Here is a 15,817-nt window from a genome sequence, read left to right as displayed (position 1 = left end):
ACTCATGGACAAGCAGATCCTCTCCGAGATCGAAGAGACCGAGCAGCTGGCCCACCTCTCGGCAACGCACTCCAACGCGCTGGTCGAGAACCCCTTCGACTGATCGCAGTGCTGCCCCGCGTCGTCTGACGTGACCACCCCCGGCCGGGCGCCACGCGCGTCCGGCCGGGCTATGAAGGAAGAGTCGAATGAGTCGAGAACGCCGGGTCATCCCCCTCGCCGGCCACGGGGCGCACCTCATCGCGAGCGATGACGGTCGAAGCGTCGTCCGGATGCGCACCGGTCGTTATGCCGTTCTGAGCGCGCAGCCCGAAGGCCTTGAGGGTGCTCTCACCCGGGCGCCCGAGCGGGCTCGAGAGGACCAGCGCGCCTACCTCGAACGCCTATCCGCGGAACTCGGTGCACGAGACGCCGCCGACGACGCCACGAGGTGGCCCCCGCATCGCCGCTCCGTATGCCTGCTCGGCGAAGGCCGAGTCCTCGATGATCTGACGATCGCGCTCGACGCGTGGGGCATCCGCACGACCCGACTGGGAGCCGACGAAGCTCCACCCCGCGATGCGACTCTCGTGCTCGCATACGCCGACCACGGTGGCGAACGCTCCCGCTGGACGCGGTTCGATGAGCTCCCCGGCCGCGGCGTCGCCTGGCTCCGCGTGTACCGCGAGGGAGAGTGCGTGCTCATCGACCCCCTCGCCGTGACAGCAGGCGACGCCACGTCGGAGCAGGTCTCTCGACGGCGGGTCGCCGCAAGCCTCGTTCCAGACGAGGTCGATGCCTGGCAGCGCAACATCGCCGACGCCGGCACGCCCATCGACGCCGCAGCCTCAGCTCTCGCCGTCGCCCGGGTCCTGCAGATCCTGCTTGCCTGGGCGCAGGGCAGTGATGCCCTCGAATCGTTCCGCCGCACCCTGTGGAAGCTCGTCCCGGCGACCGGGACCGTGACCGAGCACACCGTCGTCGCTTACCCCGAAGCACCCCGATCGGTCCTGGCGTGACGCCGCCCCGGGGCGCGCACCCCCACCATTGCCTGGCCGAGGACGGGGCAACGCTGCGCGGGTGGCGCTGGGATCCGCCCTCGATCCGCGGCGTCGTCCTCATCCGGACGCCCTACGGCGCCTGGCGCCATGCCGAGACGGCGCTCGCCTGGACTCGTCGAGGTTTCCGCTGCATCATCCAGGACGTCCGCGGCCGGCATTCCTCAGACGGCTCGTGGAACCCCTACCTCACCGAACGACGCGACGGCTGCGCGACGGCGGATGCTGTCGCCGCCGAGAACCCCGGGCTCCCCCTCGTCTTCTCGGGCGGATCGTACGCCGCGCACACCGCCCTCGAAGCAGCGCACTCCGGGCACGCCCAGGCGCTTGCGCTCCAGGTCCCGGCGCTCGGCCTCGCCGAGACCGCGTGGGACGAGCAGGGCGAGCCGCAGCTCTGGCACCGCATCGGCTGGTGGCATCAGCATGCGCGCGGACCGCGCTCCCTGCCCGCACTCTCCGCCGCCGAACTCGCCGACCGGGTCGAACGCGCGGCCACGATCGGCGTGCAGAAGGCCGCTGAGGAATGGGGCTGGCCCGACGGCACTCTCGCCGGATGGCGACGACTCTGGTCGGCCTCGCGCCTCGATCTGCACCACGAATACGGCTCTGTCTCTGTTCCTCTGATGCTGGTCCGCGGTGACGACGACTTCTTCTTCTCGGATGCCGGGCTCCTGGCGAGTGCATGGCAAGGACCGGTGCACGTCGTCGATGGGCCATGGGGGCATCGCCTGAGCGCCGGCATCACCGACGAAACGCTCCGCGCTCGGCTGAAGGCGGCCGGTGGGCTCGGCGGTGTTCTCGACGCGTGGCTGGCGAAGAACGGACTCGTCGCCGGCGACATCGCGGATGCCGTCATCGATCTCCCCGACAGTCGACGATCGCGTTCGGTGTTCGACACCGATCTCGGCGACTGGCGCCACGAAAGGACACCATGATGCCGCGCATCGACGCACCGGCCCCACCGACAGCGCTGTCTGCAGATTCGCTCGTCGACGCCGAATGCGGAATCATCCGTTCGGTTCGCGCCGTGGAGCACCCCGAGGGCGCCCCGCACGCCTATCTCGCGTTGACCGCGTCGGTGTCGGATGCGCGGCGCCTGGGTGAATGGCCGGCCGATCGGGTCTCGCTCGGCACATCGTTCGGCGATGTCGCCCAGGCGCGCATCGCCGCCATCGGCGAGGGCGTCGAGCGGTACTGCGGAAACTGGCTTCCCGCCGACCTCCCCCCGACGGAGCTGCGCGTGGGCACCTCGGCAGACCTGACGGCCGACGGCCTGCCCTGCGCCACAGCCGAGGACCTCCCCCGGTTCTCGTCCTGGCAGCTCGCGCGACCGAGGTTTCCTTATGAGCCCCTGCGGGCGGATACACCGACGCTCTGGTCCCGGTGCGTGGATCTCGACGGCGAGCCCCTGTGGCTCCCGGCATCCCTCGTGTACCTGAACTGGCGGCAGTCGAGATTCCGTTCGCTCCCGCGCACGCACCATCTCAACTACGCCGGCATCGCCACCGGGGCGGGTGTCGACGATGCGCGCGACCGGGGCGTGCTCGAGATCGTCGAACGCGACGCTCTCGAAGTGTGGTGGCACCTGGACGGCCCCACTTTCGGCATCGATCCGGCGACCGTTCCCGGTCTCATGGACGACCTCCGCGGAAGTGACCTCCAGGTGTGGCTGGTGGCGATGCCCTCCGAGTTCGCTCCGGCCGTCGCCGCGCTCGTCTACGACGAGAAGAGAGGAATCTACGCGGCGGGGTTCTCGGCGGCTCTCGATCCCGCGCGAGCGGCGCGCAAGGCCGTGCTGGAAGCGGTGCACACCTGGATCTACACCCAGGGATGCACGAGTGCCGACGGCTGGGTCTTCCGCGCGGTCGCCGAGGGCCTGATGGCGAAGGGACTCACCCTCGACTTCCGACCGGACGCCGACTACGCCGCAGCCGCCGGGCCGCAGTTCGAGAAGGTCATCGATCTCGGCGCGCACGTGCAGGTCTGGCTCGACCCGGCGACCCATCAGGAGGCGCGCCGATTCCGATCGCCGAGCCTCGGCATCCGTCCCCTGAGTGCTCTACAACCGGCAACGATGGCCGATGTCTACGAGCGGCTTCGGCTTCGCGGCCATCGGGTCCTGACCCGCGACCTCACCACCTCGGATGTGCGGCAGACCGCTCTGCGCGTCGTGCGCACCTTCATCACCGGGCTCGTCCCCAATGCTCCTGCCGCGTTCTCCTACCTGGGGATGCCGCGGTTCCGCGAGGCCGCGGAAGAGCGCGGCTGGCGCTCGTCGTGGACCGGAGGGCCCGACGACTTCACTCTCGTTCCCCCTCCCCACATGTGAGCGTCCGATGCCTCTCTCTCCGCACGGAACGACGAACGGCGATCACCTGCCCGCGCCGCTCGACGCGGCGTTCTCCGGCGCCGTCCCCGGAACGACGCTGCCTCCTGGCCCCCGCATGAACGCCTGGGCTGCGGCCGGCGCCGTGCAGGGGCACGTTCACGGACCACTCGGTGACCTGCTACCGGCGCTCTGGCGTGCCGGTGAGCTCCATCAGAACACCGACGGAACACCCACGAAGATTCGTCGGCGCCCGGTACCGTCGGCCGGCGCCTGCTACGGCGTGCAGACCCACATCGTTTCGGCCGATGGCACGCGGCGCATCCTCGACACGGAGAGCGTCACGCTGTGGCGACGAGACGCGGCGCGCGATCTCGCGGCCGGGTGGCCGGTCGGCACGGACACGAATCCGAACGATCATCTGGTGTTCACCGTGCTGCCAGGGCGCACCTTCGGCCGCTACCGTCACCGCGCCTGGCCGCTGTGGATCGCTGATGTCGCCTACGCCGTCGCGGCGGTGAGATTTCTGCTGACCGGTCGGGCCGGCGCCGAACACTTCGGTCCATCCACGCGCCTGCGCGCCCTTCTCGGTGTGCCTCCTGCCGCCGATACCGAGGCCTGGATGCGCCGCGGGCTCGTTCCGGAGATTCCGCTCGCGGCCGTGGAGCTCAGTGGTGAGCGCGAGGTGCATCCGGAGCGTGTGCGGGCGCTGCGGGCGCGCCGTTCCCCCTCTCTCATCGAGTTCCTCGAGCGCGCCGAGCTCGCACCGCCACCCGCTGCTGTCGAGACTGTGGCACGAGCATCCGGCCAGACATGGGTGCGGGGCGCATCTTCGGTGCGGTCGTGGTCGATCCCGCGCACCGCGTCGACATCAGAGATCGGGACCGCCCTGTGGAGCGCCCACCTCTCCGCCGCCGGCCAGTGCTACACGGCCGCGCTCTCCGGGACTCTCCGCACCCGTCCTGTCTCAGGATTCACCCCCGTTCGCGATCGCTGGATCCTGCACGCCCTCGCCACCATCCCGACCTCCGGAGGCCACCCATGATGATCGTGCCCGAACTGTGGCGAGAAGCCCGCGCCTTCCCGCGTGAGCTCACGATGAGCGTCGTCCTGCTCCTGCTCGTCTTCGGCACTCACCTGCTGCAGGCCTGGGCGCTCGCCTGGTCGCTGGCCGCATTCGTCGACGGCGATATGACCGATGCTCTTGTCGGAATCGGTGGGATCCTCGGCATCGGAGTGTCGCGGATCCTGCTGTCGCTCGCTCAGGCGAGTGCCGCCGCCGCGCTCGGCGGAAGAGTGCGCGAGGGGCTGCGCCGGCGAGCCGTCACCGCCGCGCTCGACCCCGCGCGCCTGCACGATGCTTCGCTGCGTGATGGCTCGGTCCAGGCGACGCTCGGGGATGGGATCGACGGCACCGATGCCTACGTCTCGAGGTACATCCCCGCCGTCGTGCAACTCGCCGTCGGCAGTCTTGTCGCCGTCGTCCTACTGGGGTCGATATCACCGGTCGCCGCGCTCTGCGTGGGGGTGGGAGTGCTCCTGGCAATCGTCGGTCCCCTGGCATGGAAGCGGATGCTCGCGCGGCGCGGCTTCGAGCACTGGGACAGTTACGAGGCGCTCGGCGGCGACATGCTGGAATCGCTCCGGGGCATGGCGACGCTGCGGGTGCTGGGCGATGTCGCTGGAACCCGGGCGCTGCTGCACTCGAGGTCGGAGGCGCTGCGCCGCGCGACGGAGCGCGTGATGCGTTCGTCTTTGGCCGAGACCGCCGTGACCGACGTCGCCGTCCAGGCGGGATCTGTCTCGGCCGCCTTCGTCGCCGTCATCGATGTCGTGACGGGCGCGCCGCCCCGCGTCGAGGTGTACGCGATTCTGCTCCTCTCGTCCGAGGTGTTCCGCCCCGTGCGTGAGCTCTCGCGGCACTGGCACGCCGGGTTCCTCGGTTTGACCGCGGTGCCGGGTCTCGCCGCGCTCGGTGCCTTCCGCATTCCCGAGGCCGGCACCGAGGCGGGCACCGCAGCCGGTACTGAGGCGATCCGCGACGCCTCGACCCCTTCCGCCGGCGGCGAGGTGTTGCGGGTCTCGGGCCTCACCTATCGATACCCCGGTGCGTCTGAAGACGTCCTCCGTGGTGTCGATCTCCGCGCGGAGAAGGGCACCGTGCACGCGATCGTCGGGGCATCCGGATCCGGAAAGTCGACGCTGTTCGACCTCCTCCTCGGTTTCCTCACGCCGACAGCGGGCACCATCGAGATCGACGGTCGCGCTCTCCGCGCGGCCGACATCGCCGTCGTCTCGCAGCGCCCCGTGCTCTTCGCCGGGACGATCCGCGAAAACGTCGACCTCTTCGGAGCCGACGACCTCGATGTCGAAGCCGCGTGCGCAGCCGCAGGCATCCTGGACGAGATCCGAGCGATTCCGGGAGGATTCGACGCGGCCGTGAGCGAAGCCGGCACGAGCCTGTCAGGCGGGCAGCGCCAACGGCTCGCCCTCGCCCGTGCGCTTCTCGCGCGCCGGCCGGTGCTGCTCGTCGATGAACCGACGAGCGCGCTCGATGACCGCAGCGCGCTGACCGTCGCGGACACCCTGGAACGGGTCGCCGCGGAGCGCATCGTCATCATGATCAGCCACCGGCCAGAGGCGCTGGAGCGCGTGACCGACGTGCGGCTTCTCGATCAGGGCGTCCTCGTGAAGGCGGCATCATGACCGAGGCCACGACCGCGACCGTTTTCGCACGCCTGCTCCCGCCGCTGAGACCGGAGTGGCGGGGGATCATCGGGAGCTACCTGATCGGAACGGCGAGCACCGTCGCGCTGACCGCGATCGCCGTGCTCGCCGCGCTCGGCGTCGGACACGCGGTCGTGAGCGGCGATTGGCCACCCACCGCGTGGTGGGTCAGCCTTTCGGCACTCGTGCTGTTGCGCGCGATCCTCACCTGGCGGGAGATGGATGTCTCCCACGCGCTCGCCTACCGGGTGCTCGCACGCCTGCGGGTCACCCTCTTCGACGCCTACTCGCGCAGTGTTCCCGGTCGCAGGCGGGAGCACTCCGGCCGTGCGGCCGCCGTGGTGATGACCGATATCGAGAAGCTCGAGTTCTTCTACGCGCACACGCTTGCGCAGATCGGCGCATCCGTCACGCTCTTCCTGCTGTCCCTGATCGGAGCGGCAGTGATCATGCCGGCGGCCGCCCTGGTCGTGCTCTTCGGTGGCGCCATCGTCGCCCTCACTGCGCTTCTCGGGGCTGCGCCCGCGCGACGGATCGGCGCCCAGGAGCAGCGAGAGCGCGAGGATCAGTCGGAGAAGCTCGTCGACGCTCTCGGTGCGATGCGGGAGATCCTCGCGTACGGACTGCAGGACAGGATCGTACGGGAAGCCGTGGACGGCACCCGGCGCGCGGCGCGCACCTCACGACGGCGCGCTCTGATCGCCGAAGCCGTCAACGGCACGCGCGAGCTCATCCTGACCGCGGTCGTCATCAGCATCATCCTGCTCGCACTCGTCACGTCCGGTCCCGGCGGGATCGGAGCGCAGGGAGGCGGGGTAGCCGCGCTGCTTCCCGCCCTCGTCACGCTGTCCGTCGCCGGGGTGGCCGCGATCGCTGAGGCCAGCCACACCGTCACGGAACTCCATCCCCTCGCGGCGAGCGCACGGCGCGTCGCCGCGGCGATCTCTCGCCCGGCGGTGGTGGCCGATGTCGCCGATCCGATCCACCTCCCCCAAGGCCCGCTCGGCGTTCGCTTCGACGACGTCTCGTTCTCGTACGACGATCAGACTCGGGCGCTGCACAGATGGTCGATGGAGATCGCGCCGCGGGAGCACGTCGGCCTCGCCGGAGCTTCCGGTGCCGGCAAGAGCACGGTCATCGCGTTGGCCGCGCGCCTCTGGGATCCGGAGCACGGCACCATCGCGCTCGTCGACGATGCAGGCAGGGTCTACCCACTCGATGCCATCGCGGAAGAAGACCTCCGCACCGCGGTCGCCGTGGTCGAGCAGGACGCCCGCCTGTTCCACGGCACCGTGCGTGAGAACCTCCTGCGCGGAGCATCGCCTCGTGACGATGGCGCCCTCCACGCTGTGCTCGAACGTGTCGGCGCCGACACCTGGATCACGCTCGATGATCAGATCGGCGAACACGGCGTCCGGCTCTCGGGAGGTCAGCGGGCCCGGCTGGCGCTGGCCCGCGCCCTCGTGCGGGAGCCGCGGGTGCTCATCGTCGACGAGATCACCGCGAGTCTCGACCCGGCGACCGAGCGCCGCATCTCCGACGTGCTCGCGGGCTTCGACGGCACGGTGATCGCCGCCTCGCATCGCCGGGAGACGCTAGAACGCCTCGAGCGCGTGATCCGCATCGCGCCCGACCGAGTGCCTGCGACGGTGATCGGGGAACGCTGAGCGCCGATCAAACGTTCGCCGAGCTCGCGGTCGTCGTCGGTCAGGCCGACCGCAGCTGCTCCCACTGCTCGCGGGTCAGGAACGCCAGCTGGCCGGTCTTATCGGGAAGCTCGACCTCTGGGCCGAAGGTGAATCCCGATCTCCGGATCCTGTCGACGGCGCGCTCGTTGCGGATGTCCGGTTCGACCACGATGCGATCGACCTCGGGACGCGCGAACAGGAACTCGGCGATCACGCCGCCGACCCGCGCGGTGTAACCGGGAACCCGCTCCCCTCGACCACCGAGGAGGAAGTGGATTCCCGCGTCACCCGGTTGCACGTCGTAGACCTCGCCGAGCGGGTCGTGCTCGGGCTCGTAGGTCTGGAGCAGCACGATCGGCACCCCATCACGCCGCACGAGGAACGCATGGTGGCTGGGCAGCCCGTCGACAAAGAGGTACAGATCACGCAGGTCGTCGCGGGACAGCTCAGCCAGACCCCAGAACCGGGAATCAGGACGGGTCACCCATTCGTGGATGACGTCGAGATCGGCCACCGGGTCGAGCACCGTGAAGGTGATGCTCCCCAGCACCGGGGAATCCGTGGTGTAGACGGTGGTGCCGGCCGGGCCGGACACCAGCCGGGCGCTTCGTGTGGCGGTCATGCTGCTCCCGTTGATCGATCGAGTCGGAGGATGCTCCAGTCGGTGACGACCCGCGTCGGGCGGACGCCGACCCAGGGATCGAACTGGTTGCTGAAGTGCGGTGAGTCGGGGGCTCCGGAGGCGCCGAAGGGCACACTCCAGAGGCTCGCGTCGCGGTCGGCGAGGTCCCACGCCCACCGGGCGACGGATCCGCGCCAACTGCGGTCGGTGAGGCCGGGCGTCGAGCCGGTGCAGCGCACCGAGTCTCCGTCTCCGGAGAGTTCCGCGTCGAAAGACGGCCCCGACGAGTTGATACCGGGCACGTCCGCAAGAACGTGCAGGGGGAGCATCCGATGCCTGGTACCCCACGCGGATGCCGATGCGGCTCGGGTCAGTGCGGCCGCGGCGATCTCGTCGGCATCCGCTTGCAGCAGCGGGTGGCGCAGCAGTCGAGGAAGCGCCGCAGCCACCTGCCCTTCGATACGCAGCCAGGGATCGAAGACCGCCCCGAACCCGTGCGCTGCGTGCAGCGGGGCGAGAGCCGGATGCGCCGCGACCGCCTGCACCAGAGCGCTGCGCCAGGCGGCGAAGATCCCGGCGGCGAGAGATCCGGCGTCCATGCGCCCGTCCCAGTCGGCGAGCAGATCGCGAGCCGCAGCGACCGGTGCGGCGAGCTCTCCCGCGGGGAGCAGCGCCCGCAATGCGAACCACGAGCCGCTCACGGTGTCACCCCAGATCTCGGGGAAGTCGGTCGCGCGGCGCGGGCGCACCGCGTCGAGCAGCAGCGTGATCCGCTCGGCGCGATGCGCAGAGGGGTACGCCCAGCCCAGGTCGATCTGCTCGGTCGACGGACGTTCGTTGGCGTCGACGGCGACATCGGTGACCGCGACGGCAGCGGGCATCGTCCGGTCGGGAGCGGATACGGCGACCACCGCATCCAGTGCCAGACGACGCTCATTCCTCCCCCGCTGCGGCACGGTGCCCACCGTTGCCGACAGCACCGTCCCCTCACGGTCGGCGGCGAGGAGGCGGTTGACGGGATCGACCCACGACGCGAACGCGGCAACCACGTCGCCCGCAGTGCGGGCGCGCAGCAGCGGAAGCAGCGCGTCGGCTCCGAGGTCGGCGTTCGTCCGAGCCGGGTGGCGGATGCTCCATGCCCGCAGTTCGTCACCGTGCGGGCGCAGGTCGGTGACGACGCATCCGCGCGCCGTCTCCAGCGCCTCGACCTCGACGTCGGCGCCGCCGCGCACCCGGACCACGGATCGCTGCACGTCGACCACGTCCCAGCCGTCGGGCCCGAGCGCCTCGTACCCGTCGCCGCGCACGCGGATCCGCTCCTGGAAGATGTCGACGCTGTGCGCGATCGCATTCGTGATGCCCCATGCCGCCGATCCGGTGTGGCCGAAGTGCGGCACGCCTGGCACGCCGGGAAAGGCCAGGCCGATCACGTCGAACTCGTCGCAGGCGAGGCGGATCTGCTGATAGACGCCGGGGAGCTCGAAGATCCGATGCGGGTCGCCGGCGAGCAGCGGCATCCCACTCTCCGTGCGCGAACCGTGCAGTGCCCACGCGTTGCTCCCCGACGTGGGGGTGGTCTCGTCGGCGGCATCACCGGCGAAGACATCGACCCAGTCGTCGCCCAGCGCCGCGGCGACGTGCTCGCGCCACAGCACCGTCGGGAATGTCGAGAACAGCACGTGCGCGACGTGCAGCACCCCGAGCGGATCGTGGTCGCTCCACGGCGTCAGCGGGCGAGCGTCGCCGAACGCCTGATCCAGGGCGCGGAACTCGGCAGCATGCTGCCCGACGGCGTCCATGCCGCGCCGAACCCCCGTCGCGTAGTCGCCGATGAACCGCCACGTCTCCCCGTCGAGCCGCTCGAAGGCGCGGCGCGCGGTGTCGTCCAGCCGAGCCCGGCGCGCGAAGACGTCCCACGGGACGCCCGCCGCGCCGATGAGCTCGGAGAGCTGCCCCGAGGAGCGCAGCCGATCGACCTCGATCTGCCATCCGCGGTCACGAGCCGTGACCTCGCCCTGCGCGACGGCGAGGTCACGCAGGTCGGTCGCGCGGATGTGCGGGATGCCGAGTTCATCGCGGTAGACCTCTGCCATCCCGTCAGCTTCCCACGGGCGCGAGCTGCGGGATCCGTGCCCGCCCGATCGGGTTCACCAGGGTGCCGGCGTACATCAACGATGCCGACTGGTCCGCGAGGTCGACCATCCGCAGGGTGTTGCGCAGCTGGAGCCGGTTGAGGCACGAGTGCGCGAAGGAATCCGCCCGCAGGTCGACGAGGGAGTCCAGCCCAGGATGCTCGGCGGCATGCTCGTCGACGGTCTCGGCCACGATCCGCCAGAACTCCGTCTCGGGCAGCGTCCCGTCGATGTGCAGGATGCCGGCGAGGTGGCGCAGCACGCCGTCGAAGACGTCGGTGAAGATCGCGAGCGCCTTCTCCTGATCGTCGACCGGCGACACGGTCCGGCGGATGTCCTCCGGAACGTCGCGCTCGGCGAGCAGGGCGATCTCCTCGCCGATGTCCTTCATGAAGACGCCGGTGGGCACATGGTTCTCGAGGATGAGGATGAGGTTCTCGCCGTGCGGCATGAATGCGAGGTCGTGCGCGAGCAGGCAGTGCACGATCGGGCGCAGGTACACCCGCAGGTAGGCACGCACCCACTCGGCGGCAGAGCGACCGGATGCGCGGATGAGAGACGTGGCCATCGACGCACCGTCGTGGTCGCGGTGCAGCAGCGACGCCATCGTGGCGAGCTGCTGTGATCCGGTGATCAGTGGCATCGGGCTCTCCCGCCAGAGCGCCGCGAGCATCTTGCGGTGCGCCGACGGCTCAGGGGTGCGGTGGTACGCGTCGCCGGTGTACCCGATCGATGCGCGTTCCCGCAGCACGCGGAACCCGGATTCGCGCAGCGTCGCGTCCCCCGCGACGAGGTCGGCGACCCAGTCGTTGATGGCCGGAGTGACGCGCATGTAGGCCGGCGAGAGGCCGCGGAGGAACCCCATGTTCTGCACGGCCAGCGCGGTCTTCACGTAGTGCCGCTGCGGATGCGAGACGTTGAACATCGTCCGCACAGACTGCTGGGCGCGGTACTCGTCGTCGCTCTCACCGATCAGCACCAGATCACGACGGGCCAGGTCGGGGGCGAAGGTGATCGCGACCCGGTTCTCCCACTGCCACGGATGCACCGGCAGCAGGTGGAAGTCGGCGGGATCCTCGCCGACGTCGGCGAGTCGAGAGGCGAAGCGCTCGCGCTCGGCGGGGTTCAGTTCGCCGGCGAGCAGCGTCTCCTCATCGAGCCCGGCGCCGAGCGCCAGGTGCGATGCCGATCGGCGAGCGGCCACCCAGACCAGGCGGAACGGGCGGCCGGCCTCCGGCGCGAAGGCGGCGTGGTCGGCGACGCCGAAGCCGATGCGTCCGTTGTTCGCGACGAACCCGGGGTGCCCCTCGGTCATCGCCCCCTCGATCGTCTGGAAGTCGGCATCGGCGAGAGCATCCGCCGTCGGCCCGCCCTGCGCGATCTTGAACATCGCCCCGGCCAGGGTGGAGGCGATCTCTTCGAGGTAGAGCGGCAACAACTCGTCCGACAGGCCGAGAAGCGGCTGCAGTTCGAGGATGAGCGCCTGCGCATCGAGGGGCGCCGTGCGTCCGTCGACGAAGCGATGGATGCTGTCCTCGTCGATGATCCAGTGCGCCAGCGCCGTGCGAACGGCGTCGAACCGGTACTCGGCGTCGCCGGACGGAACCGCGAGGCGCCATCCTCCGTCGGCGAGCGGCTCGGGGGTGATGAGTCGCTCGTGGCTGAACTCTGCGATCGCCTTGGCGACGAGGTGGCGCTGAGCGCGCTCGAGCGCGACGGGGGTCAGGTGGGTGGCGGGGGCGGTCATGCGCGTCCTCCTCGGACGGGATCGTGCGTCTCAGCGAGTTCGGATGCCGCGAACGCGGCGCGCGCGCACACCGACAGCATCGCGGTCTTGGTGTGGCCGCCATCGTCGACGGCGACTTCGCGCAGCTCTGTGAAGCCGGCCCGCACGTTCTTCGTGCGGATGCGGTCGTTGCGCACATCGGGCTCGACGACGACCCGCTGTGCGCCGAGTCCCTCGAAGCACCAGGCCATCACGGCGCCGAAGACGGCGTCGGTGAGTCCGTGCCTGGGCTCGCCGATCGGGGGTGAGATCAGCACGTGCATGCCGAGGTCGCCGGGGATCGCGTCGTGGATGCCGGTCAGCAGCACGCGAGACGGGTCGTAGGTCTCGGCGTAGAAGGTGGGGATACCGTCGACCAGGCCGAGCCAGGCGTCCTGTGCCGGATGCGCCAGGATGCCGTCGAGATAGGCCACGACGCCGGCCGTGTCCACGTCGCCCATGCCCCAGAACGCCGCGTGCGGATCGGCGAGCCATGCCCGCAGCACGGCCGCGTCGCGTTGCGGATCGGCGGCGATGAGCGCGATGGCGAGGTCGGTGGAGACGATCATCGGACCGCCTCCGTCGCCGGCTGCTCCGGACGCACGGCGCCCTGTGGTACCCCGAACTCCTGGAACGCGATGCGGCGCTCGATGGGATAGACCTCGCGGCCGAGGATCGACGCGAGGATCGACGAGTTGCGCCAGGCCCCGAAGCCGAGGTCCGGCGCGGTCAGCCCGTGGGTGTGCTCCTCGCCGTTCTGCACGAAGATCCGGCCACGGCCGCCGTCGACGCTGTAATCGCGGGCGACGTCGAGCCTGCCGAGTGCATCCCAGTCGAGTCGGTCGGCGACGCCGGCGAGGAACGGCGGCGTCTCGGCGGCGTACCCGGTGGCGAGGATCAGCGATGCGGTCTCGCGCTCGTGGTCCTGGCCGAGTTGCCCGTGCCGCAGTCCGAGCCGGTAGGTGCTGCCGTCCCACTCGGCCGAGGTCACCTCGGTGTCGGTCAGCAGCGTTGTGCGCACCGGGCCGTCGGCGCTGAGCCGGTAGAGGGTGTCGTAGATGTCGTCGATGAGGTCGGCGGAGATGCCCTTGTACAGGCTCCGCTGCTCGCGGCCGAGGTGCTGGCGCTGGCCGATCGGAAGCGCATGGAAGTGGTCGGTGTACTCGGGAGAGGTCATCTCGAGAGTGAGCTTGGTGTACTCCATCGGGAAGAACCGCGGCGATCGCGTGATCCAGTCGAGGCGGTATCCGCCGTCGCGGGCGCCGTCGAGGAGGTCGCGGTAGATCTCCGCCGCCGACTGCCCGCTGCCGACGACGGTGATCGAATCCGTCGCGCGCAGCTCGTCACGGCGCTCCATGTACTCCGAGCTGTGCACGGCCTGGCCGGCGACGTCGCGCAGTTCGCGGGGCACGGACGGGCGGGTGCCGACGCCGACGACGACATGACGCGCGCGGATCTCGCGCTCCTCGCCGGTGTCGGTGCGCATCGCCCGCACCGTGTACACGCCTTCGGCTTCGTCGTGCTCGATCGAGACGACTTCGTGATTCCACCGCAGGTTGGGGAGCCGGCTCGCCGCCCAGCGGCAGTAGGAGTCGTATTCGGCGCGCAGTGCGTAGAAGCTCTCCCGGATGTAGAAGGGGTAGAGCCGGCCGGTGTGCTTCAACCAGTTGAGGAACGAGAACTCCGAGGTCGGATCGGCCATCGTCACGAGATCGGCGAGGAACGGCACCTGGATGGTCGCGCCCTCGATCATCATTCCGTGGTGCCACCGGAATCCGTCTTCCCGATCGAGGAAGACCGCATCGAGCCCGGTCGGATGCGCGAGGCAGGCGAGCCCCAGATTGAACGGCCCGATTCCGACGCCGACCAGGTCGTGGATGTGGCCGCTCATGCGTCGGCCCCGACCAGTTCGAGTTCGTCATCGATGCTGGCCAGCGTCGAGGCGGCATCCTTCACCATCGCGAGGATCTCGCGCACGTCATCGAGCGTGGTCTCGGGGTTGAGCAGCGTGAACTTGAGGCACGGCCGCCCCGCGATGACCGTCTTCGCGACGAGCGCGCGCCCCGACTCGAAGAGCACCCGACGCACACCGGCGACGAGCGCGTCCTGCTCGGCAGCAGAGGCGCCGTCCGGACGCACGCGGAACAGCACGGTGCTGAGCTGGGTGCGGCCGACGAGTTCGAGTTCTGGGTCGTCGTCGACGACGTCGCCGACCTCGACGGCCAGGTCGATCACGGCGTCGAACATCTCACCGATGTGGTCGGCTCCGATCGCCCGCAGCGACACCCACAGCTTCAGTGCGTCGAAGCGACGAGTCGTCTGCAGCGACTTGTCGACCTGATTCGGCTCGTCGTTCTCGAGCGGGTTGAGGTAGTCGGCGTGCCACGCTCCGGCCGCGAGGTCGCGGCGCTCGCGCACCAGGATCGCGCTCGACGAGACCGGCTGGAAGAAGCTCTTGTGGAAGTCGACCGTTACCGACCGCGCTCGCTCGATGCCCGTCAGCAGGTGCCGGCGACGGCGCGACACCAGGAGCCCGCACCCGTAGGCGGCATCGACGTGCAGCCAGACGCTATGCGCGTCGCACACGTCGGCGATCCGCATGATCGGGTCGATCACGCCGCGATCGGTCGTGCCGCCGGTGGCGACGACCGCCATCGGCACGCGCCCTTCTGCGGTTGCCGCGTCGATCGCCGCGTCGAGTGCGGACGGCAGCATCCGTCCTTCGCCGTCGTCGGCGACCTCGATGACCGCGTCGTCGGCGAGGCCGAGCAGCAGCGCCGACTTCCCCACGCTGAAGTGACTCGACGCCGTCGCGAACACGACCATGCGCGAGAGCGCGATCGATCGCGGCTCCTCGATCGTCGACACGGCCGCCTCCCTGGCGAGGAACAGGGCGTGGAAGTTCGACTGCGTGCCCCCGGAGGTGAAGACACCGTCACCCGAGTCGAATCCGACCCATCCGGTCGCCGTCTCGATGAGGCGGCGCTCCATCAAGGTGCCCACCGTGGACTGGTCATAGGTGTCGACCGAGGTGTTCACCGCGGCGAGGATGCTCTCTGCGGCGACAGCGGGAATCACGACCGGGCAGTTGAGATGCGCGGCGTAGCCCGGGTGGTGGAACCACACGGCGTTCGCGAGGAAGAGCTCGTCGATCTCCTGGATGGCCGCCGCCCCGCCGACTCCCGATCCGGCGAGATCGACGCCGTCGACGAGCCGCTGCAGTTCGGCGCGCGACGCGCCGGACGAGGGTTGGGTCACTTCGGCGAAACGCGCGGCGACCCGAGCAGAGCTCTCATCGACCAACGAGCGATAGTCATCCGTCGTGGACGCGGTCAGCAGCTCAGACATTCAACCAGACTCCTCAAGTTAGGTATGCCTACCCTACATAGTGAGAAGTTCCGGCGCGAAACCGAGCGTCATGTTTCAGTGCCCTCCCGGTCGTTGCGTGGGTCCCCGCGAGACGAAACGGGTCGATCTGACCGCCCACGTCAGAACAACGCGTTTCGTCTCGGTCGCTGCG

The 15,817-nt window shown here is 69.9% G+C and carries 13 protein-coding genes; 7 read left to right on the top strand and 6 right to left on the bottom strand.

Annotated elements, in window-relative coordinates; all coding sequences use genetic code 11:
* Positions 1-4: 4 nt before the first annotated feature.
* The 7 genes from amiA to MRBLWH12_RS15625 all read left to right on the top strand — a co-directional run bounded on the left by amiA (position 5) and on the right by MRBLWH12_RS15625 (position 7,757).
* Entirely contained in the window at positions 5-103 is a 99-nt protein-coding gene (gene amiA / locus MRBLWH12_RS15655; protein WP_341976324.1) for a streptamidine family RiPP, read from the top strand.
* Between the two features lie 85 nt (positions 104-188).
* Positions 189-998, top strand: coding sequence for a hypothetical protein (locus MRBLWH12_RS15650; protein WP_363550587.1), 810 nt, complete (start codon positions 189-191; stop codon positions 996-998).
* Complete coding sequence (locus tag MRBLWH12_RS15645) at positions 995-1,972, top strand: CocE/NonD family hydrolase (protein ID WP_363550585.1); 978 nt, start codon at positions 995-997, stop codon at positions 1,970-1,972. The genes MRBLWH12_RS15650 and MRBLWH12_RS15645 overlap by 4 nt, the downstream gene beginning before the upstream one ends.
* Positions 1,972-3,366, top strand: a complete 1,395-nt coding sequence (locus MRBLWH12_RS15640) for a YcaO-like family protein (protein ID WP_363550584.1) — start codon at positions 1,972-1,974, stop codon at positions 3,364-3,366. Before MRBLWH12_RS15645 ends, MRBLWH12_RS15640 begins: the two co-directional genes overlap by 1 nt.
* Before the next feature lie 7 nt (positions 3,367-3,373).
* Entirely contained in the window at positions 3,374-4,408 is a 1,035-nt protein-coding gene (locus MRBLWH12_RS15635) for a hypothetical protein (RefSeq protein ID WP_363550582.1), read from the top strand.
* The gene (locus MRBLWH12_RS15630; protein ID WP_363550580.1) at positions 4,405-6,069 is read left to right on the top strand and encodes an ATP-binding cassette domain-containing protein; all 1,665 of its coding nucleotides are present in this window, start codon (positions 4,405-4,407) and stop codon (positions 6,067-6,069) included. Before MRBLWH12_RS15635 ends, MRBLWH12_RS15630 begins: the two co-directional genes overlap by 4 nt.
* A complete protein-coding gene (locus MRBLWH12_RS15625; protein WP_363550579.1) occupies positions 6,066-7,757 on the top strand; it encodes an ABC transporter ATP-binding protein in 1,692 nt (563 codons plus the stop codon). The genes MRBLWH12_RS15630 and MRBLWH12_RS15625 overlap by 4 nt, the downstream gene beginning before the upstream one ends.
* Before the next feature lie 40 nt (positions 7,758-7,797).
* Here MRBLWH12_RS15625 and MRBLWH12_RS15620 read toward each other — a convergent pair whose 3' ends face one another.
* Genes MRBLWH12_RS15620 through MRBLWH12_RS15595 form a run of 6 tightly spaced genes read right to left on the bottom strand, consistent with a single transcriptional unit; the run spans position 7,798 to position 15,645 of the window.
* The gene (locus tag MRBLWH12_RS15620) at positions 7,798-8,400 is read right to left on the bottom strand and encodes a GNAT family N-acetyltransferase (protein ID WP_363550577.1); all 603 of its coding nucleotides are present in this window, start codon (positions 8,398-8,400) and stop codon (positions 7,798-7,800) included.
* Positions 8,397-10,493, bottom strand: a complete 2,097-nt coding sequence (locus MRBLWH12_RS15615; protein WP_363550575.1) for a penicillin acylase family protein — start codon at positions 10,491-10,493, stop codon at positions 8,397-8,399. Before MRBLWH12_RS15615 ends, MRBLWH12_RS15620 begins: the two co-directional genes overlap by 4 nt.
* 4 nt (positions 10,494-10,497) lie before the next feature.
* A complete protein-coding gene (locus tag MRBLWH12_RS15610) occupies positions 10,498-12,279 on the bottom strand; it encodes an IucA/IucC family protein (protein ID WP_363550573.1) in 1,782 nt (593 codons plus the stop codon).
* Positions 12,276-12,866: a GNAT family N-acetyltransferase gene (locus MRBLWH12_RS15605; RefSeq protein ID WP_363550572.1), complete on the bottom strand. Its 591-nt coding sequence runs from the start codon at positions 12,864-12,866 to the stop codon at positions 12,276-12,278. Before MRBLWH12_RS15605 ends, MRBLWH12_RS15610 begins: the two co-directional genes overlap by 4 nt.
* On the bottom strand, positions 12,863-14,188 hold the full coding sequence (locus tag MRBLWH12_RS15600; RefSeq protein WP_363550571.1) for a lysine N(6)-hydroxylase/L-ornithine N(5)-oxygenase family protein: 1,326 nt from the start codon (positions 14,186-14,188) through the stop codon (positions 12,863-12,865). Before MRBLWH12_RS15600 ends, MRBLWH12_RS15605 begins: the two co-directional genes overlap by 4 nt.
* Positions 14,185-15,645, bottom strand: coding sequence for a pyridoxal phosphate-dependent decarboxylase family protein (locus tag MRBLWH12_RS15595; protein ID WP_363550570.1), 1,461 nt, complete (start codon positions 15,643-15,645; stop codon positions 14,185-14,187). Before MRBLWH12_RS15595 ends, MRBLWH12_RS15600 begins: the two co-directional genes overlap by 4 nt.
* Positions 15,646-15,817: the final 172 nt, after the last annotated feature.

It is taken from the genome of Microbacterium sp. LWH12-1.2 (genome assembly GCF_040675825.1).
In the GTDB taxonomy this organism is placed as follows: domain Bacteria; phylum Actinomycetota; class Actinomycetes; order Actinomycetales; family Microbacteriaceae; genus Microbacterium.
The sequence above is the reverse complement of the archived record's forward strand: the minus strand, read 5'-3'. Positions and strand labels throughout refer to the sequence as shown.